At 64.5% G+C, this 24,436-nt stretch carries 25 protein-coding genes, 1 tRNA gene and 1 other RNA gene; 12 read left to right on the top strand and 15 right to left on the bottom strand.

Annotation, left to right across the window (positions count from 1 at the left end; all coding sequences use genetic code 11):
• A complete protein-coding gene (gene maiA, locus GGR44_RS06785; protein ID WP_183954761.1) occupies positions 1 to 642 on the top strand; it encodes a maleylacetoacetate isomerase in 642 nt (213 codons plus the stop codon).
• A 9-nt stretch (positions 643 to 651) separates the two neighbouring features.
• On the opposite strand, the gene cofE is transcribed toward maiA, so the two are convergent.
• The 7 genes from cofE to GGR44_RS06820 form a co-directional block, all read right to left on the bottom strand.
• A complete protein-coding gene (cofE, locus tag GGR44_RS06790) occupies positions 652 to 1,410 on the bottom strand; it encodes a coenzyme F420-0:L-glutamate ligase (protein WP_183954763.1) in 759 nt (252 codons plus the stop codon).
• A gap of 253 nt (positions 1,411 to 1,663) precedes the next feature.
• On the bottom strand, positions 1,664 to 3,112 hold the full coding sequence (locus GGR44_RS06795; RefSeq protein ID WP_183954878.1) for a TolC family protein: 1,449 nt from the start codon (positions 3,110 to 3,112) through the stop codon (positions 1,664 to 1,666).
• A gap of 2 nt (positions 3,113 to 3,114) precedes the next feature.
• The gene (locus GGR44_RS06800) at positions 3,115 to 4,179 is read right to left on the bottom strand and encodes an efflux RND transporter periplasmic adaptor subunit (protein WP_183954764.1); all 1,065 of its coding nucleotides are present in this window, start codon (positions 4,177 to 4,179) and stop codon (positions 3,115 to 3,117) included.
• On the bottom strand, positions 4,176 to 5,858 hold the full coding sequence (locus GGR44_RS06805; protein ID WP_183954766.1) for an ATP-binding cassette domain-containing protein: 1,683 nt from the start codon (positions 5,856 to 5,858) through the stop codon (positions 4,176 to 4,178). Before GGR44_RS06805 ends, GGR44_RS06800 begins: the two co-directional genes overlap by 4 nt.
• A gap of 259 nt (positions 5,859 to 6,117) precedes the next feature.
• A tRNA-Ile gene (locus tag GGR44_RS06810) sits at positions 6,118 to 6,193 on the bottom strand.
• Positions 6,194 to 6,240: 47 nt separating this feature from the next.
• The gene (locus GGR44_RS06815; protein WP_183954768.1) at positions 6,241 to 7,278 is read right to left on the bottom strand and encodes a polysaccharide deacetylase family protein; all 1,038 of its coding nucleotides are present in this window, start codon (positions 7,276 to 7,278) and stop codon (positions 6,241 to 6,243) included.
• A gap of 51 nt (positions 7,279 to 7,329) precedes the next feature.
• Positions 7,330 to 9,075: a sensor histidine kinase gene (locus GGR44_RS06820; protein WP_183954769.1), complete on the bottom strand. Its 1,746-nt coding sequence runs from the start codon at positions 9,073 to 9,075 to the stop codon at positions 7,330 to 7,332.
• A 178-nt stretch (positions 9,076 to 9,253) separates the two neighbouring features.
• On the opposite strand from GGR44_RS06820, the gene GGR44_RS06825 reads away from it, so the two are divergent.
• Positions 9,254 to 9,727: an Lrp/AsnC family transcriptional regulator gene (locus GGR44_RS06825; RefSeq protein WP_183954771.1), complete on the top strand. Its 474-nt coding sequence runs from the start codon at positions 9,254 to 9,256 to the stop codon at positions 9,725 to 9,727.
• A 517-nt stretch (positions 9,728 to 10,244) separates the two neighbouring features.
• On the opposite strand, the gene thiE is transcribed toward GGR44_RS06825, so the two are convergent.
• From thiE to GGR44_RS06840, 3 genes are read right to left on the bottom strand one after another with little or no spacing between them, the layout of a single operon-like run.
• Positions 10,245 to 10,937 (bottom strand): thiamine phosphate synthase, encoded by a 693-nt coding sequence (thiE, locus tag GGR44_RS06830; RefSeq protein WP_183954773.1) that lies wholly within the window; start codon positions 10,935 to 10,937, stop codon positions 10,245 to 10,247.
• 27 nt (positions 10,938 to 10,964) lie between these two features.
• Entirely contained in the window at positions 10,965 to 11,303 is a 339-nt protein-coding gene (locus tag GGR44_RS06835; RefSeq protein WP_183954775.1) for a DUF2834 domain-containing protein, read from the bottom strand.
• Complete coding sequence (locus GGR44_RS06840) at positions 11,303 to 12,208, bottom strand: fructose bisphosphate aldolase (RefSeq protein WP_183954879.1); 906 nt, start codon at positions 12,206 to 12,208, stop codon at positions 11,303 to 11,305. Before GGR44_RS06840 ends, GGR44_RS06835 begins: the two co-directional genes overlap by 1 nt.
• Before the next feature lie 251 nt (positions 12,209 to 12,459).
• On the opposite strand from GGR44_RS06840, the gene GGR44_RS06845 reads away from it, so the two are divergent.
• A complete protein-coding gene (locus tag GGR44_RS06845) occupies positions 12,460 to 12,963 on the top strand; it encodes a TlpA disulfide reductase family protein (RefSeq protein ID WP_183954880.1) in 504 nt (167 codons plus the stop codon).
• A 42-nt stretch (positions 12,964 to 13,005) separates the two neighbouring features.
• Here the strand turns inward: GGR44_RS06845 and GGR44_RS06850 are convergent, their stop codons facing one another.
• From GGR44_RS06850 to tkt, 3 genes are all read right to left on the bottom strand, one after another.
• Positions 13,006 to 14,208, bottom strand: coding sequence for a phosphoglycerate kinase (locus GGR44_RS06850; RefSeq protein WP_183954777.1), 1,203 nt, complete (start codon positions 14,206 to 14,208; stop codon positions 13,006 to 13,008).
• Positions 14,209 to 14,369: 161 nt separating this feature from the next.
• On the bottom strand, positions 14,370 to 15,380 hold the full coding sequence (gene gap, locus GGR44_RS06855; RefSeq protein ID WP_183954778.1) for a type I glyceraldehyde-3-phosphate dehydrogenase: 1,011 nt from the start codon (positions 15,378 to 15,380) through the stop codon (positions 14,370 to 14,372).
• Positions 15,381 to 15,416: 36 nt separating this feature from the next.
• Complete coding sequence (gene tkt / locus GGR44_RS06860; protein ID WP_183954780.1) at positions 15,417 to 17,384, bottom strand: transketolase; 1,968 nt, start codon at positions 17,382 to 17,384, stop codon at positions 15,417 to 15,419.
• A gap of 184 nt (positions 17,385 to 17,568) precedes the next feature.
• On the opposite strand from tkt, the gene GGR44_RS06865 reads away from it, so the two are divergent.
• The 5 genes from GGR44_RS06865 (at position 17,569) to GGR44_RS16830 (ending at position 19,126) form a co-directional block, all read left to right on the top strand.
• Positions 17,569 to 17,769 carry a hypothetical protein gene (locus tag GGR44_RS06865; protein ID WP_246344336.1) on the top strand — a complete coding sequence of 67 codons (201 nt, stop codon included), beginning with the start codon at positions 17,569 to 17,571 and terminating at the stop codon, positions 17,767 to 17,769.
• Complete coding sequence (locus tag GGR44_RS06870) at positions 17,762 to 18,097, top strand: cell division protein ZapA (RefSeq protein WP_183954782.1); 336 nt, start codon at positions 17,762 to 17,764, stop codon at positions 18,095 to 18,097. Before GGR44_RS06865 ends, GGR44_RS06870 begins: the two co-directional genes overlap by 8 nt.
• A gap of 11 nt (positions 18,098 to 18,108) precedes the next feature.
• Positions 18,109 to 18,265: non-coding RNA, 6S RNA (gene ssrS / locus GGR44_RS17200), on the top strand.
• Between the two features lie 46 nt (positions 18,266 to 18,311).
• Positions 18,312 to 18,902, top strand: coding sequence for a 5-formyltetrahydrofolate cyclo-ligase (locus tag GGR44_RS06875; protein WP_183954784.1), 591 nt, complete (start codon positions 18,312 to 18,314; stop codon positions 18,900 to 18,902).
• Complete coding sequence (locus GGR44_RS16830; RefSeq protein ID WP_343052302.1) at positions 18,899 to 19,126, top strand: DUF2842 domain-containing protein; 228 nt, start codon at positions 18,899 to 18,901, stop codon at positions 19,124 to 19,126. The genes GGR44_RS06875 and GGR44_RS16830 overlap by 4 nt, the downstream gene beginning before the upstream one ends.
• A gap of 146 nt (positions 19,127 to 19,272) precedes the next feature.
• Here the strand turns inward: GGR44_RS16830 and guaB are convergent, their stop codons facing one another.
• Entirely contained in the window at positions 19,273 to 20,730 is a 1,458-nt protein-coding gene (gene guaB / locus GGR44_RS06885) for an IMP dehydrogenase (RefSeq protein WP_183954788.1), read from the bottom strand.
• A 167-nt stretch (positions 20,731 to 20,897) separates the two neighbouring features.
• Here guaB and GGR44_RS06890 point away from each other — a divergent pair, with 167 nt between their 5' ends.
• Complete coding sequence (locus GGR44_RS06890) at positions 20,898 to 21,305, top strand: low affinity iron permease family protein (protein WP_183954789.1); 408 nt, start codon at positions 20,898 to 20,900, stop codon at positions 21,303 to 21,305.
• Here GGR44_RS06890 and GGR44_RS06895 read toward each other — a convergent pair.
• Positions 21,299 to 22,117 carry an HpcH/HpaI aldolase/citrate lyase family protein gene (locus tag GGR44_RS06895; RefSeq protein ID WP_183954882.1) on the bottom strand — a complete coding sequence of 273 codons (819 nt, stop codon included), beginning with the start codon at positions 22,115 to 22,117 and terminating at the stop codon, positions 21,299 to 21,301. The two genes, GGR44_RS06890 and GGR44_RS06895, sit on opposite strands and share 7 nt — an antisense overlap.
• 111 nt (positions 22,118 to 22,228) lie before the next feature.
• Here GGR44_RS06895 and GGR44_RS06900 point away from each other — a divergent pair, with 111 nt between their 5' ends.
• From GGR44_RS06900 to trmB, 3 genes are read left to right on the top strand one after another with little or no spacing between them, the layout of a single operon-like run.
• Positions 22,229 to 23,188: an SPFH domain-containing protein gene (locus tag GGR44_RS06900; protein WP_183954791.1), complete on the top strand. Its 960-nt coding sequence runs from the start codon at positions 22,229 to 22,231 to the stop codon at positions 23,186 to 23,188.
• Positions 23,189 to 23,220: 32 nt separating this feature from the next.
• On the top strand, positions 23,221 to 23,664 hold the full coding sequence (locus tag GGR44_RS06905) for an NfeD family protein (RefSeq protein WP_183954793.1): 444 nt from the start codon (positions 23,221 to 23,223) through the stop codon (positions 23,662 to 23,664).
• Positions 23,665 to 23,718: 54 nt separating this feature from the next.
• Complete coding sequence (trmB, locus tag GGR44_RS06910) at positions 23,719 to 24,435, top strand: tRNA (guanine(46)-N(7))-methyltransferase TrmB (protein WP_183954795.1); 717 nt, start codon at positions 23,719 to 23,721, stop codon at positions 24,433 to 24,435.
• Position 24,436: the final 1 nt, after the last annotated feature.

The raw sequence follows: 24,436 nt of genomic DNA on the forward strand, positions 1-24,436 counted from the left end.
ATGATCCGGCTCCATGGATATTGGCGCTCCAGCGCGGCTTACCGGGTCCGGATTGCCCTGAACCTCAAGGGGATCAGCTATGCGCAAGTGAGCCACGACCTGCGCACAGGCGCTCAGCACAGCGCGGAGTATCGCGCCATCGCGCCGCAGGGACTGGTGCCGGCGCTGGAAACGGACGGGGGCATATTGACGCAAAGTCCGGCCATTCTGGAGTGGATCGACGAACGCTGGCCGGCCCCGCCGCTGCTCCCCGCCGATGCTCTTGGACGGGCGCACGTCCGGGCGATGGCGGCGCTGATCGGCTGCGACATCCACCCGCTCAACAATCTGCGCGTGCTGCGCCATCTGCGCGCGGAATTCGGCGCCACCCAGGCCCAGGTCGACGGCTGGATCGGGCGCTGGATCGCGGAGGGATTTGCGGCGCTGGAGACGCTGGTCGGGCGCCATGACGGCGCCTTCTGCCATGGTGACGATCCGGGTCTGGCCGATTGCTATCTCGTGCCGCAACTCTATTCGGCCGAGCGTTTCGGGGTTGATCTGGAGCCGTTTCCCACGCTGCGGCGCGTGGGACAGGCGATGGCGAGGATTGAGGCGGTGGCCCGCGCCCACCCATCCCGCCAACCAGATGCCGACCCCGCCTGACGCGCCCGCTTACCGGAACAGATCCTCCTCCGCCGGGCGGACGATGGCGGCCGCGCCATTTTCGCCCTCGGGCAGCGACAGGCCTCGAATGAGCGCGGCGGGTACGCTTTCAGCGCCTTCGCCAGTGACAAGGGTGGCGGCGGTCGCGATCTGATCTGCCAGCGCGATCTGCGTCACTTCCAGCCGCCGCCCGTCCCGATCCTGATCGCCGCGCCGGTCGACCAGCGCAGGCAGCCCCGCCGCGCCAATCGCCACGCCAACCACGCCATAGCGCCAGGGACGCCCGAAGCTGTCCGAAATGACGACCGCGACGCGGCCGCCACTATCCGCCGACAAGGCTTCAACCAGTTGCCGGGCCGATCCATCGGGGTCGACCGGCAGCAACAGGGCGCGCTCGCTTTCGCCAGGACCGATATTGGACCGGTCGATACCGCTGTTCGCCATCACATGGCCCAGCCGGTGCCGGGTAATCAGCACATGGGGCGCCGCGCGGACGATCGCGACGCTTTCCTGCAAGACCAGTTCGACCAGCCGCGCGTCCTTGCGCGTCCTTGCGGCCAGTTCGACTGCTTCCGCTCCCGGCTCGACCGCTGCAAGGTCGATCATGCGCCCTTCCGCCTTGGACAGAATCTTCTGGGTCACCACCAGCACATCGCCTGCCTTCAGGGGCAGCAGGCCCGCCGATGCAAGGCTGCCCCGCAACAGGGCTGCAAGGTCGTCGCCAGCGGCAATTTCGGGAAGGTCGCACAGCGGATGAATCGAGATCATGGCGCGCTTTAGCCTGCCTTTGCGCATTTCGGAAGGCGGCCGGGACAGCCATGGCCGCGATTGATGGCGGCCGCGTCCGACGGATGGGGCAAAAATCTCTCGGCAGCGCAGCCATCGGCTTATCGGTCAGACGCGCTCTTTCGTCCTCCTTTTGCGATCCCGGAGATAATTGCTGGGTCGGATCGATCCAGTCCCCGAACGCAATGGCCTCAACCGAGTCAGTCTCGAAGGATTCATAAAGAGCAAGGCCTGACTATGGCGTCGCAACTTGCGTCAGGCCCAGCGCATCCTCATCGGCTGTCGCCGCGGCCAGTTCGGTTCTTGCCGCAGCGATGCGGGCCTGCGCTTCGATCAGCTTCACCTCGGCATTGGTCGCGCTTTCCTCGCGCTGGTTGACCAAGAAGAAGTCGCTTGAGCCGAGTTCGAAACGGCGCCGTTCGGCCAGGGCCAGGCGCTGCGCCAGCTCGCGTTCCCTTTCTGTCGTTGCGACCAGTTGGCCCGCAGCTTCGACTTCCAGGCCGATCGCAGCGACTTCGGCCCGTATCTTTTCGGCCAGGAACTGCTGCTTGGCCGTCAGTTCGTCGATCTTGGCTTGTGTTTCGGCCAGCTTGCCTTTGGCTTTGCGGTTCTGCAGCGGGATCTTGAAAGTGACGCCGACGATCATCTCGAGGGGCGTCCTGCTTCGCCCGCCGGCGCCCGCCGGCCCTATGTCCTTGGCTACCTCGCCTCCAAGGTCGATCCGCGGCAACAGATCATTGCGGGCGAGCGCCAGCTTGACGGTGGCCTTCTCGATTTCCTCGAGCATGATCGCGAAATCGGGACGCCCTTCGAGATTGAAAGCAGGATCCGTCCTGATCCCGTCGAGCGCCTCAGCATCGTCAGGCAGTCGCGCTTCGTCGACGACGACCGGCCTGCCATCCGCATCGCGATAATAAAGCGACAGCTTGACGGCTGCCGACCGAAAATCCTGCCGCGCCTCTACCACGAACGCCTGCCGCCTTACGAGGTTCGCTTCGTTTTCGGTCAGGAGGATATCGGGCTTGGCGCCCAATCGCACCTGACGCTCGATCCCGTCCGCGCGCCCCCTGGCCAGCCCCAGCAGCGCCTCATAGGCTTTCAGCTTCAATCCGGCAGCGACCCATTTCTGATAAGCCTCCACGGCGCGCGCCTGAACGCCTATGCTCGTGGCTTTGGTCTCGAACCGGGCAATGTCGATGTCGTTGGTGGCCAGCCGGAACTCGGAACGCCGCGCGTCGATCAGCCGGTCGCGCATCAGCGAATAGAGCGCACCGACCTTCAACTCACCCAGGCGATTGGTATAGGACTTGTCCTCGTAAATCGGGAAATCGCCGCGCGATGCCCGGTATTGTCCATAGAGATAGCCGCCATTGCCGCCGAGCGGCTGTTCGGCCTTGCCGGCTATTTCCGCGCCGTCGTAATAGCCGAGGATACGGCTGCGACCCTCTATGGCGAAAACAGTGTCGAACGCACCCTGGGCCGTCAGCGCGCGCGCCTCGGCCTGCCGGTTACGCGCCAGCGCCGCAATGATGTCCGGGGCGGACCGCGCCGATGATTGCAGCACCTCCTGCAGCGTCAATGGCGCGGGGTTCGCGGTCAGGGATGGCGGCAGGACAGGCTGGGCCTGCGCCTGCGGAAACAGACCGGCAGCCAGCAGCCAGGTCAGGCCGATCACGGTCCGCATTTTCACTTCTTCTTCTTTTCGATCGAACTTTTGCCGGCTTTATCCTGCGTTTTCTGGACGGCGTCATCCTGCTCGAAATTCAGGGGAAAATCGTTGAGCTGTCGCCATAGTTCATAACCGACCGTAACATTGTCGCCTTGTATCCAGCCCAGCACTTTGCCGCCCTGACGAACAAATCGACGGTCGGGCCAGCTAGGCCTGCCCGGCGCAGGCTCCACCAGCACCCGGAACAGTCCGTCGGTGCGCGGAGTCGGATCCACCGAACGGACCTGCCCATCGTAGATGCCGACCGCAAAAGCGGGCCACCCGCTGAACTGAAATGCGGGAAAACCCTCGAACTCCAGCCGCACAGGGCGCCCCCGGTCGACGAGGGGAATGTCACGTCCGTCGATGAACAATTCGACCGCGCGTTCGATCTCTTCGGGCGCAACCGTCGCGAGCACGGTGCCCGCCGAAATCAGGGCGCCACCCGCCGCCGCGTTAAGATTCTGGATACGCCCGTCGCGCGGCGCGGTCACGACCTGCGCCGACTGCCGCCTCTGTCGCACCTCGATCTGCTGGAGCTTGGCCCGGGCTTCGGCCAGTTTTGCATCCGCGTCCGCAACCTTTATCTGGGTCAATTCATAGTCGCGACGCGCAGCCAGCCCCTCCGTGAAAAGCTGCGCGGTGCGCCCTACGTCAATGGAGGCGACCGCGCGCGCCTGCTCGATAGCGGCGATCTGCGCCTGCACTTCCGCCTTTTCGGCGGCCAGCCGATCCAGAAAGTTCGGATCGACATCCACCACCTTGACGATTGGGTCACCCGCTTTCACCCGCTGGCCGTCCTGCACGAAAAACCGGTCCACCCGGCCCTCTACCAGCGATGAAACCTGCTGCGGCCGGTCGTCCGGGTCGAGCGAGATCACATGGCCGCCGCCCTGCGCGGTCTGCCGCCAGGGCACGAAGAGAATCGCGATGGCAAGGCACAGCCCCGCGACGATCAACCAGGCGATCACGACTACAACACGCGGCGGGTTCAGCGCGGCAAGAGACCGGAAATGCGTCAGCTGCGTTTCATTGATCGTCACGACTGAGCCTCCCTCGCCGCAAGGAACCGCGTCAAAGCCGCTTCATCCGTGAAGCGATGCTGTTCCCGCGCGCCGAGCCAGAAGCAGCAGTCCAGATTGATTGCTTCGGGCCGTCCGGTGAACAACAGAACGGTCGTCCCCTGTTCGCGAAGCAACTTGAGCGTCGCGTTGAGGGCCCCGGCGGGCATCATGTCGTAAAGCTGGGACAGGAGCAGCAATTTTGGCCGGCTGATCAGCGCGGCTGCGACCTTGAGTTGCATCACCTCGACAATGGAAAGCGGCGATCCCGAGCTTGCCAGTTGCGTATCGAGCCCCCTCGCCAGACTGGAAATGCGCCCCGCGAGGCCGACAATGTTCAGCACATCCAAGGCGATGACGCTGTTTGCATTGCCGCCCGCAGCCATGTTCAGATATTGCCGGATGGTGACGTCGACAATGGTGGGACGGTTGAGCACCACGACCGCTGATCGCAGCAGATACATATCGAAGCTGCCAAGGTCGCTGCCGCCGATCGTCAAGAGCCCTCTGTCAGGATGGACGTGACGCTTGAGCAGCAGCGCGATCTGGTTCTCGACGCCCGGCTCGGCCAGGATGACCGCCTGCTCTCCGCTGTCGATGGCGAAGTCGAAGCGCGATTCTGCCAGTTCCACCTGGCGAAAGTGGATCGAGCCATTCGGGGGCGCTTGACCGCTCAAACCCGACGACTCCTGAGGGATCGCGAAAATCTGCGATAATTCTTCGGAACTGGCGACGAGATCATAAAAGGTGTCGAGATACCAGCCCAGTTGGGCGATGCCATAGAACACGCCCGATAATATGAGTTCGGCCGCGACGAGTTGGCCGATCGACAATTCTCCCGCCAGTATGAGGTTCCCGCCAAGCGCCAGCAAGGCCGCCGCCGCAAAGGCGTAGACCAGGAAATAGCCGAGGGCCTGGGCGAAACTGTACCGGAAATACTGGCGATGCGCCCGGATATAGTTGGCCGTCACGGCTTCCGAACGATCCATGGCGAAGTTCAGATGCCGCGCCGATTGATAAAAGCCGTTGGAGGCGCCGACGCTCTCCAGCCAGTGCGCGGCCTCGTGTTTGGCATGGGACACGGCAACCGCGCCGGTGATCGCGCCATGACGCCACAGCAACCAGATCAGAAAGCATGTGGCCACCAGCACGATGTTGAAGGCGAGAAAAAAGGGGTGGTAAAAACTGGTGACGACCAGTCCGACCGCGCCCTGAAGGATGATGGTGAATGCGCCGATCACTAGGCTCGGCACCGATTTCTGGACGACGACCATGTCGAAATAGCGGTTGAACAGGCTGCCCCGGCTCGCATCTGCAAAAAACGGGTTCTGCGCGTGAACCGCCCTGATAGTGACTTCAGCCACCACGCGCGCGAACAGACGCCGTTCGAACATGGTGAGCAGGTAGAGACGCAAGGCGCTCAGACACGCGACGAGGAGCAGAAGCGCCAACAACACGCCCGACAATATCCACAGCGGCGCGACAAGCGCCGTCCGCGCTACCGAATTGATGAGGAGCTGAACGGAAATCGGCGTCGCCAGCGACAGGAGCGTGATGGCAAGCGTGTAGACGATGCCGACATTGACGTAGCCCCTGTCCGGGCCGACGATTTCGCCAACCCATGCGGCGGCATGCCGCAGACCGAATCGCTCATGCGCCAATTTCCGACCTCGATTTTTGTTGCGGACCGCGTTTACGAAAAGGCGCTTGCCGTCGACAAGCCGTCAATGCTGCTCTGCAACATTTATTTACATGCGGGTAATAAATTCGGCCCCGGCCGGCCCTCCAGTGGCAGTGGTCCTCCACCCCACGCCGACAGCGTTGCGCCAGACCGGTTCTGATCGGACGCGTTGGTGGTGGTTGCGGCATAGCCACGAACCACGCTGGTCGGTTGGCTTGGCGGCTACCGGCAAAAAATAATGGTGGGCCCGGCAGGACTCGAACCCGCAACCTAGCCGTTATGAGCGGCCAGCTCTAACCATTGAGCTACAGGCCCCACCCTGAAGTGATTTCAAGCACTCTGGAATGTGCGGATAGGCAGCATCAGGCCGCTTGGCAAGCCTGTCCGCGCGCCGGAACCGCCGCCAGCAATTGATCGAGCGACGCCGACCGCACGCCGCGCCTGTCCAGATGCGCCAGCACAATATCCCACCAGCGATAAAATGCCGTCCGGTCGGCTTCGTTGCGGACATAGGGCGTATGCCCCGGCGCCAGCGTGGGCGAATGGAAACTGAAATTGAGCACAGGGACGCCCTCACCGATCAGGGCGTCGATGGCGGCCATCGCCTCGCCCGCGCTCACCCCTTCGGGGGTCAGCGGCACGCGGCTGAGCAACCGCGCCTTCGCCAACGCCCCGCCCAATGGCCCCATCGCCTGCGCCGCGCGATAGGCGCGCTCGCCCGCCCCGCGCATGAGCCCGATGAAGGCGGTGGACAGCGGCAATTCGACCAGCGACCGGGTCGGCCCCGCCCAATAGGGGTGCAGCGGCAATCCTTTGAAATCCGGCCCGTGCTGGCCCGAATAATCGAACCGGCTGCGCACCGAGCTATCCAGCCGGAACCCCGCCTCCTCCAGCAAACGCCCGCTATTGGGGCCGATGCCATAGCGGCCCGCGCGATAGGCGATCGGCCGCGCGCCGAAACGATCCGCAATCCGTTCGCACAGCACCGCCAGCTTGTCGCGCTCCACCGCTTCGGGCAGGAAGCCGACATAGCTGTTGCGCGCGTTCACCTCCTCCACATGCGGCGGATTGACCCAGGGGTGAAGATGCGCGCCGATGTCGGCCGCGCCATCGGCCAGCCACTGGCCCATCATCGCCGCCGCGCGATCATCATCGACCACCGGATAATCGGTGACGTAGACCGGCTTTACACCCGCCGCAGCGAAATAGGCCTGCCCGCGCGCCATCCCCTCGAGCGCGGTGACGCCATGGCCGGTGCGGCTGAAAGGCGCGTCCCAGTCGAATTCCTCCTCGGTATCGACGAACAGCATGAACCGCGTGCCAAAGCCCGGGTCCAGTCGGATCCTGTCCTGCGGCAAGGGCGCGCGCGCCAGTTGGCCATCATGCAAAGGGTCGCTCATCCGCGCGGGTCTACCGCGCAATGGTTGCGATTGGGTTTGCGCGCGGCCCTTTCAATATGCCGTGTCGCCCACATGGCCATCGCCCGCGCCCTCGGCGGGCATGGACAGCAGGAAACGGTTGCCGTCGATGGTCAGCGCACCACCGCATCCTTCGGCCAGACTGCGGATGAGGCGCAGGGAAAAACCCATGCCCAGCAACGGCCCGTCCGGCCAGTCGCCATCGGGCGTATAGCCCGGATCGAGCAGTTGCGCTTCCTCCATCCCGTCCAGCGAACTCGGCCGGTCGACCGCCATCACGACGCGCCCTGCGCCCTCCCTCGGCTGGAACCAGCATGTGCCCGTCACCGGTTCCCCCACCGGCGCGACCGACACCAATGTCCGCAACAGATGCTGGACCATACGCTCGCCCTGCACCGGGTCGATCCGCACGGGCGGCAGCTCGGCGGCGATGGCGATGTCGACGCCATGCCGCCCGGCATCGCCATGGGCGAAACGCGCCGCCACCTGCGACACCAGCAGCGCCGCGTCGACCGACGCCGCAGCGCCGCCGCCATCGCCCCGCGCCACGCGGGCGGCCAGGTCCAGATCGTCGAACGCCGCCAGCAGGTGGCGCGCATCCACGGCGATATTGCCGGCCATCTCGCGATATTCGACGCCCGCCGGGCCGAACAATTCCTGTTCGATGATCTCGGCAAAGCCCAGTATCGCGTTCAGCGGCGTGCGCAATTCATGCACCAGTTGCCGCAGCGAATCGCCCGACAGGCCGGGAAAAATCGCGCTCTGGTCGGGCGCGGCGGCCACTTCGTGCAGATGCGGTCGGCGCGCCTGTCCGCGATAGCCCTGAAACCGCCCGGTGCGGGGATCGAAAAAGGGCGTGGCCGACAGCCGCCATTCGCCCGCCATTGTTCCGCCGACAATGGTGAAGCGCCCGTTCTGGAAACCGCTGCGCCGGGCAAAGGCCCCGGCGACATGCCCGTCCGGTCCGCTGCCGCCCGCCAGCGCCGGTTCGGCCAGATTCAGCCCGATCAACGCCGCGCGCGGCCCATCCCCGACCCAGATGATGGTGCCCGAAGCATCGCTTTCGAAGGTGAAGGCGCGCACTGGCACAGGCCCGGATGGCGCGGCGGCCAAGGCGGCGGGATCACGCCGCTGGCTGGTGAATTGCTCGATCCGGTCCACCAGATGGCGGATCTGGTCCGCAGGCGGCGCGGGCGGCGTGGGGGCAGTGAAAGACGGCTCGACCAGGGCGAAGGCCGGATCGGACGAAACCTCCGCCATGGGCGCGTCGACAACCGTTTCCGCCATGTCGGCGCTCAGCATCATTTCGGGCGCGACCGCAACGTCGCTGGTCAACACCAGATCGGTCGCGCCGAAACTTTCCAGCGCCCGCCGCACATCATCGCCCAGGTCGCGGCGCGCACGCAGCACGCCCCGCGCGGTCGGCGACAATCGCGGCAGCATCGCCACCCATGATGTTTCGGGCAAGCGCGCGCGCGACAGCGCCGCAGCGATCACCGCCGGGCGATCTCCTGCGAAAAATTCCACCAGACTGGCCGAACGCAGCCGCCCGCCCAGTTCGACCACCGTCGCCAGCCGCTGCGTTTCCGAAACGCCGTCGCGCAGCCCCGCCAGCCGCTCCAGCAGCGCGGCGCGTTCGTCCGCATCCATGCCGCCGCGATCGGCCCGGTCGCGCTGCGCGATCAGGTCCACGCACTGGCGCCAGAGCGTCACCGCCCCCGCGCCGCGCCTGTCACCGGCCGCCAGCACCGTTTGTGCAAGATCGTCGAAACGCAGCATTGCTTCCCCGTCGCATGGGCCCGACCGGCCGACGCGCAGCTATGGGATAAGCGGTTGCGCGCCAAAGGGGAAGGGCGCGACGCGCGCCCGAAACGGAACGTCGCATAGTGGGACAATTGCATTGCGCTGAAATATTATTATGATGCCGCCATCGAACGGATAAGGAAATAATCGACTGATGGCTGGCCCGAATATCGACGATATCGACATGCAGATCCTGGCGGAACTGCAGGAAGACGGCCGCATGACCAATGTCGAACTGGCCCGCAAGGTGGGCTTGACCGCCCCGCCCTGCCTGCGCCGCGTCCGCGCGCTGGAGGATGAAGGCGCGATCACCGGCTATCACGCCGTGGTCGATCCGGGGATGCTGGGCTACACCATCACCGTCTTCGCCATGGTCAGCCTGAAAAGCCAGGCGGAGGCCGACCTCAAGGCGTTCGAGGACCATATCGCCACGCTGCCCGAAGTGCGCGAATGCCATATGCTGAACGGCGAAATCGACTTCATCCTGAAAGTCGTCGCCCGCGACCTGCAAAGTTTCCAGCAATTCCTGACGTCGAAACTGACGCCAGCCCCGAATGTGGTGAGCGTCAAAACCTCCCTCACCATCCGCACCGCGAAAAACCTGCCCGGCGTGCCGCTCCCGGCTTGATGCGGGGCACAACCATGGACGGGAGCAACTAAAATAAGGGAGGCGGCGTGCATTCAAACAAGCATTGGAGCCGCCGAATTCATTGGATCGTTTGTTGCCTGCTGCTGATCCTGGCGCCGCCAATCCTCGCTCTTTCGATATGGGGCTCGGTGATAGTCATCGACGATTCCAGTAAGATAGCCTCTGCTTCCATTATCGCCGGTGGAGGTCGCACACAGCCTTTGCATGTCTTATCGCCGGGAATATTTCTGGCAGTTCCTCGGCTCGAGGGTGCCATTGAGCTAAGGTGTAAAGATGGCTCCAAGACCCAATTTGGCTATGTGACAAGGCATATTCACATTTGGGAGCGTTTTCGGACAGGAGACAAATGCAGCGAGAATTAAAACCACAACTCGAGAAAAAATATAGCGCCATCGAAGCGAATGTGCGTCGTATCCCATTTCCGTCATCCTGACGAAAGTCAGGATCCATTAGCAGCATTCTGTCATGGAAAAGCGGGCCTTCGCGCCGCTTCCCATTACCGCGCCAGCACAGGCGCAAAGGCCGCGACACCCGCGCCCGGCCCGCCCGCATGGCTCCACACCGCGCCGCTCACCGCCAGAAAGTCCGCACCCGCAGCGACCAGCGGCGCGGCGTTCTCCGCCGTGATGCCGCCAATCGCGACGCAGGGCAGTTCGAACACCGTCACCCACCAGCTCAGGATCGACGGGTCGGGCCGATACAGCGTTTCCTTGGTGGTCGTGGGATAAAATGCGCCGAAAGCGACATAATCGGCCCCCGCCTCCCCGGCCTCCATCGCCAGATGACGGCTGTCGTGACAGGTGACGCCGATCTGCACCGACGGGCCCAACAGCTTGCGGGCCTCGCGCGGGTCGCCATCGCCCTGCCCCAGATGCACGCCATCCGCGCCCAGCCTTTGGGCCAGCGCAATGCTGTCATTGATGATGAACGCCACATCGCGGTCGGCGCACAGATTCTGCAAGGGTTCGGCGGCGCGCGCGATGGCCTCGTCGTCCACGCCCTTCAGCCGCAACTGGAATGCGGCGACATCGCCCCCGTCGAACGCCGCCGCCAGCCGGTCGACAAAGGCCGCATCGATGGCGGGCGGCGAAATCAGGTAAAGCTGGCAGGGCGGACGCCGGTTATGCTTTTCAAAGCGATCCGCGAAATGCGGGTCCAGCGCCAGTTCTTCATCGGTGAATTCGGTCATGTGCGCCCTGTTAGCCTGTCGCGGCGGTCAGGACCAGCGGCGCAGCAACGCAATCTCGCGCAGCGCCAGAAACAGGGGCAGGCCAAAGGACACCCCGACCAGAAAAGTGCCCGCGACCGGCAGCCATAAGGGACGCACGCCATCGCGCCGCCCCTGCATGATGACGAACAGGGTCAGCGTCAGCGCGGAGAGGATGACGTCCAGCGCAAAGAAACTGCTGACCGGATTGACGAACAGATCGGTCAGGAACAGCGGCGCATCCAGTCCATGGATGCCCAGCCACGGCAAAAATGCCGCCAATGGCAGCAATGCGCCGGGCACGGCGAGTATCATCCAGATACCCGCCAGCGCCCGGCTGCCCTGCATCAGGCCGCGACCGGCGTCTTCGCGGTCGAAGCGGCGTGAATCTCGTCGATCGCCTCGCCCAGCGACGCGTCGAACTCCTCATCCGTCATCTGGTGACGCAGATCATTGAGCAGCGCGCGGCTGAAGCTGGCGATGATACCACGGTTCTTCGCCAGTTCGGCGCAGGCTTCGGTGCGGCTGAACCCGCCCGAAAGGGCGACGACGCGCAGCACCTTGGGATGATCGACCAGCGGATCGAACAGACCGGCCTTGGCGGGCAGCGACAATTTCAGCATGACCTGCTCGCCTTCGGGCAGGGCGTCGAGATTCTTGAGGATTTCGGCCAGCATGATGGCGTCAGCCTCGGCGCGCTCGGGCGACTTGATGTTCACTTCCGGCTCGATGATCGGCATCAGGCCGGCGGCCAGCACCTGGCGGCCGACCTCGAACTGCTGGGCGACGACGGCGGCGATGCCTTCCGCATTGGCGAGGTTGATGACCGAACGCTCCTTGGTGCCGAACACGCCTAGCGCCTTGGCGCGGGCCAGCAGCGCGTCGAGGCCCGGATTGGGCTTCATCAACTGAACCCCGTTGGCTTCATCTTCCAGACCCTTGTCGATCTTGATGAACGGCACGACGCCACGCTCGATCAGGGCGGCCGGGGTCGGCTTGCCGTCGACGGCGCCGTCCATGGTGCGTTCGAACAGGATCGCGCCGATCACCTTGTCCCCCGAAAAGGCGGGCGAGGTGATGATGCGGCTGCGCATCTGGTGGATCAGGCCGAACATTTCCTCTTCGGTGGTCCAGGCGCCTTCCTCGATGCCATAGCCCTTCAGCGCCTTGGGCGTCGAACCGCCGCTCTGGTCCAGTGCGGCGATAAAGCCGTCACCGGCGGCGATCTTGTTGCTCATGTCCTGGTCCAGCATCTGCACATACCTTCTCTTGCGGTGCGCCGCCCCCTGCGACGGCGCAAAATTGGGAAAACGGACAATCCAGTCCGCCGCCGACCGGGCGCGCCCCTTGAAACTATGACGCCGGCAGGGCCGCTGTTAGCCAGTCCCTGAACGCATCGCAAGACGACTCGTCCCCTATCCCATTGCGTAACGCGCAATATTGCTGGTCATTCCGCTGGCGCTGCGGCTAATCAAGCGGTTGAGAGATGGAAGGGGCTCAAATGATGGCTGGCCGGTTTGCGCGTCTGTTCATTGCGGCGTCTTTGCTCGGCATTGCCCCTGCGGCGTCCCGGGCCGCCTCGCCCGCCCCGGCCATCGACGCGCCCGCCCCCGATTTCGAACTGACGCTGGTCGACGGCGGGAAGGTCGCGCTCGCCGATCTCAAGGGGCAGGTGGTCGTCCTCAATTTCTGGGCGACATGGTGCGTGCCCTGCCGCACTGAATTGCCGACGCTCGACGCCTATTACGCCATTCAGAAAAAACATGGCCTGCGCGTGTTTGCGATCACCACGGAAGATTCAGTGCCGCTCGGCCGCCTGAAAAAGCTGTTCGCCGCACTGACCATCCAGTCCGCGCGCAAGATCAAGGGGAAATATGGCCCGCTGGCCGGCGTGCCGACCAATTTCATCATAGATCGCGCAGGCAGGCTGCGTTACGCCAAGGCGGGCGCGCTGGACCTCGACGCGCTCAACGCGCTCCTAGTGCCGCTGCTCAACGAAGAAGGCTAAAAGGGCGATCGGGCTTAAGCCAGACCTCCCCTCGAAATCGGTTCACCCCATCAGCGCCTTGACGCCGGGCAGTTCCTTGCCTTCCATCCATTCCAGGAAAGCGCCGCCAGCGGTCGAAACGAAGCTGAAATCGGCGGCTACGCCGGCATGGTTGAGCGCCGCGACGGTATCGCCGCCGCCAGCGACGGAAGTCAACTGCCCTTCCTTGGTCAGCGCCGCGGCCGTTTTGGCCAGCGCCACCGTGGCCGTGTCGAACGGCGATAGCTCGAACGCGCCGAGCGGGCCATTCCACACCAGAGTGCGGCAATTCTTGAGCGCATCGGCCAGCGCCTCGACGGCGGCGGGGCCGACGTCCAGGATCATTTCGTCAGCGGCGACCTCATGCACGTTGCACGTCCGCAGGCTGGCGGGGTTGGCGGCGAATTCCTTGGCCACCACCACGTCATAGGGCAGGTGGATGGTGCAGCCGGCGGCGTCGGCCGCGTCGAAAATCGCCTCGGCCGTCTCCGCCAGATCCTTCTCGCACAGCGACTTGCCGACATCGACCCCGCGCGCGTGCAGGAAGGTGTTGGCCATGCCGCCGCCGATGATGAGATGGTCGACCTTCGTCACCAGATTGTTGAGCACGTCGAGCTTGGTCGACACCTTGGCCCCGCCCACGACCGCCGCGACCGGCTTCATCGGCTCACCCAGCGCCGCCTGCAGTGCGTCCAGTTCCTTTTCCATCGAACGGCCGGCAAAGGCGGGCAGCTTGTGCGCCAGCCCTTCGGTCGACACGTGGGCGCGGTGCGCGGCGGAAAAGGCGTCGTTGACATAAAGGTCGCCGATCGCCGCCATGGCGTCGGCCAGCGCGGGATCATTCTTCTCCTCGCCGCCATGGAAACGGGTGTTTTCGAGGATCGCTATGTCGCCATTGCGCATCACCTTGATGCCGTCCAGCGCCGCCTCACCCTGGCAATCAGGGATGAACTGCACCTCGCGGCCCAGCGCCGCCGAAAACGGCCGGGTGATCTTGCTCAGCGAATATTCGGGGTTCTTCTGGCCCTTGGGGCGACCAAAATGGGCCAGCACCAGCACCTTCGCGCCGCGATCGGCCAGCTCCAGCACGGTCGGCATGGCCGCACGCAGGCGGGTGTCGTCCGACACCGAACCATCCTGCATCGGCACGTTCAGATCCTCGCGCACCAGCACCACCTTGCCGGTGATGTCGCCCATGTCGTCGAGTGTCTTGAACGGCTTTGTCATGATTATTCCCCTGTCAACGCCCACGCCGTTCGCCCTGAGCAGGGGCTGAGCTTGCAGAAGACCCGTATCGAAGGGTCATGCGCAACCTCGGTCCTTCGATACGCCACTTCGACAAGCTCAGTGGCTACTCAGGACGAACGGATTATTTCGTTCCCGTTTGATTACAGGAACTTCGCCATCACCCCGGTGGTGTCGATCATGCGGTTGGAAAAGCCCCATTCATTGTCGTACCAGCTCAGCACGCGAACCAGCTTGCCGTCCACGACCGCCGTTTCCAGGCTGTCGACGGTCGAGCTGCGCGGATCGCCATTATAGTCGATCGACACCAGCGGCTCATCCGAATAGCCCAGCACGCCCGCGAGCGGCCCGGCTTCCGACGCGGCCTTCAGCAGCGCGTTCACCTCGGCGACGGTGGTGTCCTTCTTGGCGATGAACTTGAGGTCCACGACAGAGACATTCGGGGTCGGCACGCGCACCGACGAACCGTCCAGCTTGCCCTTGAGCTCGGGCAGCACCTCACCCACGGCGCGGGCGGCGCCGGTGGAAGTCGGGATCATCGACACGGCGGCGGCGCGGGCGCGGCGCATGTCCTTGTGCAACTGGTCCAGCGTATTCTGATCGTTGGTATAGCTGTGGATGGTGGTCATGAAGCCGCTTTCGATGCCCAGGGCATCGTGCAGCACCTTGGCGAGCGGGGCCAGGCAGTTGGTGGTGCAACTGGCGTTCGAGATGACGACGTCGTCGGCGGTCAGCTTGTCATGGTTCACGCCGAACACGATGGTCTTGTCGACATTGGTGCCCGGCGCGGAAATGACGACGCGCTTCGCGCCGGCGGTCAGGTGGGCCGAAGCCTTCGCCTTGTCGGTGAAGATGCCGGTGCATTCCAGCGCGATTTCAACGCCCAGTTCGGCGTGCGGCAGGTTGGCGGGGTCGCGCTCGGCCGTCACCTTGATCTTCTTGCCGTCGATCACCAGGAAATCGCCGTCGACGCCGACGTCACCGGCCCAGTTGCCATGAACCGAATCCCGCTTGAACAGCAGGGCGTTCGACTTGGTGTCGCCCAGGTCGTTGATCGCGACCAGTTCCAGGTCATGGTCGGTGCGCGTCAGGATGGCGCGCGCCACCAGGCGACCGATACGTCCGAAACCGTTAATTGCTACCTTAGTCGCCACTGTGCGTGCCTCCTGCTTCGTCTTGTCTGTCGGGATTTAGTTCAGCGCCGCCGCGATCTGCGGGGCGATCTTCGCGGCGGTCAGGCCGAAATGGTCGTACAGGTCTTCGGCCGGGGCCGACGCGCCAAAGCCGTCAATGCCGAAACGCAGGCCGCCAATGCCGGTATGCCGTTCCCAGCCAAAGGTCGTGCCCGCCTCGATCGACACACGCAGCACATGGTGCGGCAGCACCTCGTCGCGATAGGATTGCGGCTGCGCCTCGAAATGGGCCCAACTCGGCATCGACACGACATCCGCGCCGATGCCCTGTCCTTCCAGCAGCGCGGCGGTGGCGACGGCGATCTCGACTTCCGAACCGGTGGCGACGATCACCACCTTGCGCTCGGCCTTGGCGGCGCTCAGGCGATAGGCGCCCTTGGCGCACAGATTTTCGCCAGCCTTCACAGTGCGAAGCTGCGGCAGGTTCTGGCGCGTCAGCGCCAGCACCGACGGGCCGGTCGCGTCCTTCAACGCCAGTTCCCAGCATTCCGCCGTTTCGACGATGTCGGCCGGGCGATAGACGTCCAGGTTCGGGATCATGCGCATCGACATGACATGCTCGATCGGTTGGTGGGTCGGGCCATCCTCGCCCAGACCAATGGAGTCATGGGTAAGGACATGGATGACGCGCTGCTGCTGGAGCGCGGCCAGGCGGATGCCGCCGCGCATATAGTCGGAAAAGACGAGGAAGGTGCCGCCATAGGGGATCACGCCGCCATGCAGCGCCATGCCGTTCATCGCGCAGGCCATGCCGAATTCGCGGATGCCGTAGTAGACGTAGCGGCCGGCATAATCGTCGCGGGTCAACGGCCCGGTCGACTTGGTCTTGGTATTGTTGGACCCGGTCAGGTCCGCCGAACCGCCGATGGTTTCAGGGAGCAGGTCGTTGATCGCGCCCAGCGCCAGTTCGCTGGCTTTGCGGGTGGCGACCTTCTGCGGATTGGCGATCAGCGTGTCGATATAGGCGTCGAGCGAGAAACCGGCGGGCAGTTCACCGGCCATGCGGCGCGCAAATTCCGCGCCCTTGGCGCTGGCGGCCAGACGCGCTTCCCAATCGGCGCGAACCGGCGCGCCCCTGGCGCCGATGGCCTTCCAGGCGGCGTCGATGTCTGCGGGAATGGCGAAGGGTTCGGCCGACCAGCCCAGAAATTCGCGGGCGGCGGCGACTTCCGCCTCGCCCAGCGCGGACCCGTGGACGCCCGACGTGCCCGCCTTGTTCGGCGCGCCATAGCCGATCTTGGTGGCGCAGGCGACCAGCGAGGGACGCGGATCGGCCAGCGCCTCGTCAATGGCGCGGCGCACGTCGGCGACGTCATGGCCGTCGCACGAAACCACATGCCAGCCGGTCGCGGCGTAACGGGCGCGAACATCCTCGCTGCTCGACATGTCGACAGCGCCGTCGATGGTGATCTTGTTATCGTCCCACAGCACGATCAGGCGCGACAGGTTCAAATGCCCGGCCAGACCGATGGCTTCGTGATTAATGCCCTCCATCAGGCAGCCGTCGCCCGCGATCACCCAGGTGCGGTGATCGACCAGATCGTCGCCAAAACTGGCGTTCAGATGCCGTTCGGCGATCGCCATGCCGACCGCGGTGGCCAAGCCCGAACCCAGCGGGCCGGTCGTCGCTTCCACGCCCGCCAGCTCGAAATTTTCCGGGTGCCCGGCGCAGGGGCTGTGCAACTGGCGGAAATTGCGGATGTCGTCCATCGTCGGACGGGCATAGCCGGTCAGGTTCAGCAGCGCGTAAATCAGCATCGATCCATGGCCCGCCGACAGCACGAAGCGGTCGCGGTCGGCCCATTTCGGCGCGGACGGATCGAATTTCAGATAATCGCGAAACAACACCGTGGCGACATCGGCCATGCCCATGGGCATCCCGGGGTGCCCGCTATTGGCTGCCTGAACGGCGTCCATGGACAAGGCCCGAATGGCATTGGCGAGCAGCGTGTCGGAAACTGTCATTGCGCGGGTAACCCTCCCTGTTCGAGACTGCACCCGATAAAGACGGTTCGGCCAGCCCCAGCGAATCGCGATCGGCCCCCTTTGTCGCCAGAAGATTGGGGCGTCAACCGCGCCGCGTCATCCTTCCGTCCGATCATGGGTCAACAGGTCTTTTGCAGCGACCGGCTTTTGGCTATGCAGGGCCATGGCAAGCACGCGGATGATGCTGGCGATCGGCGCCCTTGAACGGGCCATCGGCCGGCTGGAGCAGCAGGTGGATGCGCTGGGCGACGCCCCGTCGACCGCCGCACCCGTCCTGTCGCCGCAGGGCACGGATCAGGCGCGCGCCGCCCTGCAATCGCTCGACGACCTTATCGCCGAACTCAAGGGCCGCACCGATGGCTGAAACCACCCTGCACATCGCGGGTCGGGACTATGTGATCCGTTGCCGCGACGGAGAAGAGGCCCATCTGGCCCATCTGGCCCAGATGATCGAGGCGAAAGCGAGCGACGCGCGGCGCAACGCGCCGGGCCTGACGGAAGTGCGCACGTTGCTGTTCGCCGCCCTTTTCCTCGCCGACGAACTGAACGAAAAGCAGAGACAGTCAACCGATCGTCAGCCCAGTTTCGCGCTGGAGGGAGAGGATGAGCGCGCGGCGGCCGCCATCGAAGCCCTGACGCGGCGTCTCGAAACCCTTTCCGACAGGCTTGCGGGACGCATCCCGCACGCCTAGATAGGTGGAGGCGGGCACTGCCTGGTACGAGCTTTAGCGAACATCCCTGAGGCGATAATCACATCCACGGGGGCTGTCCCTGGGCGGGCTCCGGCCCGATCTACATGGTTCCCACCTGACGTTGAGGCGTCAGAGGATATTCCAGCAAACGGCCGAGGTGGTCCCGCCACCCGATCCCCGGCCCATCACGACACGGCAGGAAGGCGAACGCCCCATGACGGATGATGGCGACGATGATCTGGACAAGGCGGCGCTGCGACGCATCGCCCGCCAACGACGGCGCAATTTCATCGCCTCGCTCGATGCGCTGGCGCACAGGCTGGCGTTCAAGGCGCTGCCCTCTCCCCTTGCCCGGCGCATCGCGGACGCCGGGACGGTCGCCCTCTATATGCCGATGGACGATGAAGCGCCCGCTACCCGGCTGGCCGCCCCGCTCGCCGCCATGGGCAAGGCGCTGGCCCTGCCCCGCGTGCTCGACCGTCTTGGCGGCATGGATTTCGTGATCTGGCGGCCGGAGGACCAATTGTTTCCCGGCCTTCACGGCACCAGCCACCCTGAACCCGCCGGGCCGCCGGTCGCCCCCGACGTCATCATCGCGCCGCTGGTCGGTTTCGACCGGGCGATGAACAGACTGGGGCAAGGCGGCGGCTATTATGACCGCGCCTTTGCCCGCCATCCCGACGCGCTGCGCATCGGCCTCGCCTGGTCGGTGCAGGAAATGGATGTAGTGCCGGCCGATCCATGGGATTTGCCGCTGCATGCGGTGCTGACCGAAGTCGAATATATCGAAGGAGCCGATCTGTGAGCGAACCTTATCGGCCAAGCTGGCGCAAACCCGCGGGCATGTTCGCGATTCTGGCGCTCATCACGGCATGGGCGGTCATGGTCGCCAGCCTTTCGGGCGTCATCGGCGCGCTGCCGGTCTGGGCGCAGGCGCCGCTCTACGTCTTTCTGGGCCTGATCTGGATCTGGGTGCTGCCGCTCCGCCGCCTGATGCTGTGGATGGAAACCGGGCGCTGGCGCGGCTAGGGTCAAGTTCCGCACCGGAGCGCCATAGCGACAGAGGCGATCCGCCGAGCGATACAACATGGTCAAGATAGCCCGAGAGTTCGGGCAAAGCGGCACGGGATCAATCGGAAGACCGTTGACGGGACTGAAAATCCAGCCGCCCCGCTTCAGCGCGTTGGATAGTTCGGCGCCTCGCGCGTGATCGTAACATCGTGGACGTGGCTTTCGGACAGGCCCGCATTGGTGATCTGGACGAACCGCGCGCGCTCCTTGAGGTCGGGGATCGTCCGGCTGCCGGTATAGCCCATCGCCGCCTTCACGCCGCCAACCAGTTGGTGGATCACGTCCTTGGCGGGGCCCTTGAACGGCACCTGTCCTTCGATGCCTTCCGGCACCAATTTCATCTGGTCCTTGATGTCCGCCTGGAAATAACGGTCGGCGCTGCCCCGCGCCATGGCGCCCACGCTGCCCATGCCGCGATAGCTCTTATAGGCGCGGCCCTGATAGAGGAAGGTTTCGCCCGGCGCCTCTGCGGTGCCAGCCAGTAGCGAACCGACCATGACACAGCCGGCGCCGGCAGCCAGAGCCTTGGCCACATCGCCCGATGTGCGAAGGCCGCCGTCCGCGATCACGGGCACGCCCTGCTTTGCGGCCTCCTCGGCCGAATCCATGATCGCCGTCAACTGCGGCACGCCCACGCCCGCGACCACCCGCGTGGTGCAGATGGAACCCGGGCCGATGCCGACCTTCACGCAATCCGCGCCCGCGCCGATCAGCGCCCTGGTCGCTTCGGCGGTCGCGACATTGCCAGCGACGATCTGCACATGGCTAGAAAGCTTCCTCACCGCCTCCACAGCGGCGGAAACCTGCTTGCTGTGGCCATGGGCGGTGTCGATCACGATCAGGTCGCATTCCGCATCGATCAGCGCCTCGGTGCGTTCCAGTCCCTTGTCGCCGACCGTGGTCGCTGCCGCGACGCGCAAGCGACCGGAGGCATCCTTCGTCGCCTTCGGATAGGTGACGGCCTTTTCGATGTCCTTAACCGTAATCAGGCCGACACAGTGATAATCCTCGTCCACCACCAGCAGCTTTTCGATGCGGCGCTGGTGCAGCAGCCGCATCGCCTCGTCCTGGCCGACGCCGACATTCACCGTGGCCAGATTGTCCTTCGTCATCAATTCGCTGACCGGCTGAGCCGGATTTTCGGCAAAGCGCACGTCGCGGTGGGTCAATATGCCGACCAGCTTGCCCGAATGTTCGACCACGGGAATGCCGCTGATCCGGTGGCGCTGCATCAGCATCTGCGCATCGGCCAGCGTCGCGGTGGGCAGGATGGTGATGGGGTTGACGACCATGCCGCTTTCGAACCGCTTGACCGCACGCACCGCGTCCGCCTGCTCCTCAATCGACAGATTGCGATGCAGGACGCCAATGCCGCCCAGTTGCGCCATGACGATCGCCATGTCGGCTTCCGTCACCGTGTCCATGGCCGACGACAATATCGGGATGTTGAGCTTGATGGCGCGCGTCACATGGGTGCTGGTGTCCGCCTGGCTGGGCATGACGTCCGATTCAGCGGGCTGAAGCAGAACGTCGTCAAAGGTGAGGCCGAGGCGAATATCCATGGGGTGCTGCCACTTTTGTCTAGGGGGATTCGTGGCGGCCCATGTAACCATTTCCCCCCGGAACGGCTAGTCGCCCGGTGCAATTTTATTGCGCGGCAGCAACCCCCTCTGTCACATGGGCAAGCTAGGCGTGTGCTGACGCTGAACGGTCAGGAAAGACAGGAACAATGGACAGGATATTCACCCGTTTCGCTGGCGTCACCGCCGCTTATGCCGGCAAGCCCGCCACGTTCATCCTCGCCATGGCGATCGTTCTGGTCTGGGGCGTCACCGGGCCGATGTTCGATTATTCGCAGACCTGGCAACTGGTCATCAACACCGGCACCACCATCGTCACCTTCCTGATGGTGTTCCTGGTCCAGAACAGCCAGAACCGCGACGCCGCCGCCATGCAGGCCAAGCTCGACGAACTGATCCGTTCGGTCGAGGCGGCGCGCAACGAATTCATCGGCATCGAACATCTGACCGACATAGAGATCGAAGCGATCCGCGCCCGGCTGGAGGAGGAAGAAGCCCCCGGCGCGAACGGCAAGCCGCCCCATCGCACCGTGGAAAGATTGCTCGACCGTTATTGAACGCCGACCGCTTCGGCGCGGGCGATCAGGTCCTGCGCCTGGGCGACGTGCATCGCCTCGATCATCCGTCCTTCGAACCGTTCCGCGCCGCCGGTCGCCGCTTCGACCAGACGGCGGGCCTCCGCCACCGCATCGGCATCCGGGCCGAATGCGCGGTTCGCGACTAAGATCTGGTTGGGGTGGATCAGCGTCTTGCCATCGAAGCCCAGCATGTGGCCCTCGCGGCATTCCCGTTCCAGTCCTTCGGCATCGTCCAGCCGGTTATAAACGCCATCGAACACCGCCACGCCACCCGCGCGCGCGGCGACCACCACCGATTGCAGCGCCAACGACAGCCCGGTCCGGTCGGCGCCCGCCGGAATGCGCAATTCGCGCCGCAGGTCATTGGTCCCCATGAACAGGCCGCCGGCGCCCTCCGCCTTGGCGATGGCGGGCGCGGCAAGCAGCCCTGCCGGGCTTTCGATCATGGCGATGACCGGCTTCTGACACACGCTGAACACGGCTTTGACCTGTTCGGCCGTTTCGACCTTGGGAAGCACGATATAGTCGACAGCGGATTTCTTCAGCGCCACCATTTCGTCGCCATACCAGGGCGTGCCCGCAACATTGATGCGAACAGCCGCCAGTCGCGATCCGAAACCCTCCGCCACGGCGGCCACGGCGGCTTCGCGCGCCTCGACCTTTTTGTCGTCCGGCACGGCGTCTTCCAGGTCCAATATGACCATGTCGCACGGCAATCCCCGCGCCTTTTCAATCGCGCGCGCGTTGGATGCGGGCAGGAACAGCAGCGAACGGGCATGATGAAGTTGCATGGTCATGTCTGTCTCCTGACGCCGCCGGATCGCCAACGCTCCGGTTTCGCTTCCCCCCTCCCCGGTTTCGGGGCATAGTTCAAGTCTGCACTTCAGGAGGGGGGCCGTTCCATGGTCACAGAGTTCGCATTGGGCTTGAGCCTGCTCGTCATCATCTATCTGGCCGCCAGCATCAAGGTGGTCCGGCAAGGCTATCAATACACCATCGAACGCTTCGGGCGTTTTACCGAAGTGGCGCGGCCGGGCCTCAATTTCTATCCGGCCTTCTTTTATGCCGTTGGTCGCAAGATCAATATGATGGAACAGGTTGTTGATATTCCGGGGCAGGAAATCATCACCAAGGACAACGCCATGGTGTCGGTCGATGGCGTCGTCTTCTTCCAGGTGCTGGACGCCGCCAAGGCCGCCTATGAAGTGTCGGAGCTGTATGTCGCCATCATGCAACTGGCGACCACCAACCTGCGCACTGTGATGGGGTCGATGGATCTCGATGAAACCCTGTCCAAGCGTGACGAGATCAACGCGCGCCTGCTGTCGGTGGTCGATCATGCCACCAATGCCTGGGGCATCAAGATCACCCGCGTCGAGTTGAAGGACATCCGCCCGCCCGCCGACATCGTCAACGCCATGGGCCGCCAGATGAAGGCGGAACGCGAAAAGCGCGCCAACATCCTTGAATCCGAAGGGCTGCGCGCATCCGAAATCCTGCGCGCCGAGGGCGAGAAGCAGTCGCAGATTTTGCAGGCGGAAGGCCGCCGCGAGGCCGCTTTCCGCGATGCCGAGGCGCGCGAGCGCGAAGCCGAGGCCGAAGCCAAGGCGACGCAGATGGTGTCCGACGCCATCGCCAGCGGCAATCCGCAGGCGCTCAACTATTTCATTGCCCAGAAATATGTCGCTGCGGTCGAACAGTTCGCGACGTCGCCCAACGCCAAGACGATCCTGTTCCCGGTGGAGGCGACCCAGTTGATCGGCACGCTGGGCGGTATCGGCCAACTGGCGAAGGACGCCCTGGCGACGGACGCCCCGCCGCCGCCGGCCCCGCCCCGTCGCGGCCCCTTCAACCCCGCCTGAAACAGGAACAGTCCATTGGAGGATGAAGGCCCATGATCGACCTTGCCATGCTCGACAATCATTGGTGGTGGCTGATCTTCGCGGTCGTGCTGGCGATCGGCGAAATCATCGTGCCCGGCGTGTTTTTGATCTGGGTCGCCGTCGCGGCGGGGATCACGGGCGCGATCACGCTGCTGTTGCCAGCGCCATTGTGGGCGCAGTTCCTGCTCTTCGCCACGCTTTGCCTGATCGCCACATGGGCCGGACGACGCTGGTATGCGGCCACCGACACCACCTCCGAAGACCCGTTGCTCAACCAGCGAACGGCGCGAATGGTCGGTGAAATCGTGACAGTGGTGGAGGCGATCGAAAGCGGGCGCGGCCGGGTGAAGGTGGAGGATGGCATATGGTCCTGCAAAGGCCCCGACGCGCCGGTCGGCGCCCATGTGCGCATTACGGGCGCGGATGCGGCGATGCTGCATGTGGAATTGGCCTGATCGGCATGTGCGGCGGCTTGCCCCGAAGGCGGGCGGCGGCTATCGACCCGGCGCATGACTGCGTTCAAATCCGGCGACCCGACGACACTCAACCGCCTTTACGGGCGGCAATCGGGGCACAAGCTGCGCGCGGGCCAGCAGGAACTGGTCGACACGCTGCTCCCCGCCCTGTCCGTGCCCGAAGAAGGGCCGGTGACGGCGGCAGACCTGTTCGGCTATGATCGCCCGCTGCATTTCGAAATCGGTTTCGGATCGGGCGAACATATGGCCTTTCGCGCCGACATGTTGCCCGACCATGGCTTCATCGGCTGCGAACCTTTTCTGAACGGAGTCGTCGGCGCGCTGGGCCATGTTCGCGACAAGGCGCTGGGCAATGTCCGCATTCACATGGGCAACGCGCTGGAGGTGCTGTCGCGCATTCCCGACGGCGCGCTCAGCTTCGTCTATCTGCTCCATCCCGATCCATGGCCCAAGGCCCGCCACGCCAAGCGGCGGATGATGAACAAGGGGCCGGTGGAAATGATCGCGGCCAAGCTCAAACCGGGCGGTGAATTCCGTTTCGGCACCGACCATCCCGTCTATCTGCGCTGGGCGCTGATGGTGATGAACGGCCATCCCGCTTTCGACTGGCTGGCCAGCGATCCGAAGGATTTTCTGGTCAGGCCCGGCGGCTGGCCCGAAACCCGCTACGAGGCCAAGGCCCGGCGCAAGGGGCATGAGGTCTGGTACTTCCGCTATCGTCGGCGCGCTTGTGAAACGGACGAGTCATAAG

Origin of the sequence: Sphingobium fontiphilum, assembly GCF_014196635.1 — a bacterium.
GTDB classification, from domain to species: Bacteria; Pseudomonadota; Alphaproteobacteria; order Sphingomonadales; family Sphingomonadaceae; genus Sphingobium; species Sphingobium fontiphilum.

Excerpts from the sequence above, each read along its gene's own strand:
- maiA (WP_183954761.1), top strand. The coding sequence starts at position 1 with ATGATCCGGCTCCATGGATATTGGCGCTCCAGCGCGGCTTACCGGGTC.
- cofE (WP_183954763.1), bottom strand. The coding sequence starts at position 1,410 with ATGATCTCGATTCATCCGCTGTGCGACCTTCCCGAAATTGCCGCTGGC.
- GGR44_RS06795 (WP_183954878.1), bottom strand. The coding sequence starts at position 3,112 with ATGCGGACCGTGATCGGCCTGACCTGGCTGCTGGCTGCCGGTCTGTTT.
- GGR44_RS06815 (WP_183954768.1), bottom strand. The coding sequence starts at position 7,278 with ATGAGCGACCCTTTGCATGATGGCCAACTGGCGCGCGCGCCCTTGCCG.
- GGR44_RS06820 (WP_183954769.1), bottom strand. The coding sequence starts at position 9,075 with ATGCTGCGTTTCGACGATCTTGCACAAACGGTGCTGGCGGCCGGTGAC.
- GGR44_RS06825 (WP_183954771.1), top strand. The coding sequence starts at position 9,254 with ATGGCTGGCCCGAATATCGACGATATCGACATGCAGATCCTGGCGGAA.
- thiE (WP_183954773.1), bottom strand. The coding sequence starts at position 10,937 with ATGACCGAATTCACCGATGAAGAACTGGCGCTGGACCCGCATTTCGCG.
- GGR44_RS06835 (WP_183954775.1), bottom strand. The coding sequence starts at position 11,303 with ATGCAGGGCAGCCGGGCGCTGGCGGGTATCTGGATGATACTCGCCGTG.
- GGR44_RS06840 (WP_183954879.1), bottom strand. The coding sequence starts at position 12,208 with ATGCTGGACCAGGACATGAGCAACAAGATCGCCGCCGGTGACGGCTTT.
- GGR44_RS06845 (WP_183954880.1), top strand. The coding sequence starts at position 12,460 with ATGGCTGGCCGGTTTGCGCGTCTGTTCATTGCGGCGTCTTTGCTCGGC.
- GGR44_RS06850 (WP_183954777.1), bottom strand. The coding sequence starts at position 14,208 with ATGACAAAGCCGTTCAAGACACTCGACGACATGGGCGACATCACCGGC.
- tkt (WP_183954780.1), bottom strand. The coding sequence starts at position 17,384 with ATGACAGTTTCCGACACGCTGCTCGCCAATGCCATTCGGGCCTTGTCC.
- GGR44_RS06865 (WP_246344336.1), top strand. The coding sequence starts at position 17,569 with ATGGCAAGCACGCGGATGATGCTGGCGATCGGCGCCCTTGAACGGGCC.
- GGR44_RS06870 (WP_183954782.1), top strand. The coding sequence starts at position 17,762 with ATGGCTGAAACCACCCTGCACATCGCGGGTCGGGACTATGTGATCCGT.
- GGR44_RS06875 (WP_183954784.1), top strand. The coding sequence starts at position 18,312 with ATGACGGATGATGGCGACGATGATCTGGACAAGGCGGCGCTGCGACGC.
- guaB (WP_183954788.1), bottom strand. The coding sequence starts at position 20,730 with ATGGATATTCGCCTCGGCCTCACCTTTGACGACGTTCTGCTTCAGCCC.
- GGR44_RS06890 (WP_183954789.1), top strand. The coding sequence starts at position 20,898 with ATGGACAGGATATTCACCCGTTTCGCTGGCGTCACCGCCGCTTATGCC.
- GGR44_RS06895 (WP_183954882.1), bottom strand. The coding sequence starts at position 22,117 with ATGCAACTTCATCATGCCCGTTCGCTGCTGTTCCTGCCCGCATCCAAC.
- GGR44_RS06900 (WP_183954791.1), top strand. The coding sequence starts at position 22,229 with ATGGTCACAGAGTTCGCATTGGGCTTGAGCCTGCTCGTCATCATCTAT.
- GGR44_RS06905 (WP_183954793.1), top strand. The coding sequence starts at position 23,221 with ATGATCGACCTTGCCATGCTCGACAATCATTGGTGGTGGCTGATCTTC.
- trmB (WP_183954795.1), top strand. The coding sequence starts at position 23,719 with ATGACTGCGTTCAAATCCGGCGACCCGACGACACTCAACCGCCTTTAC.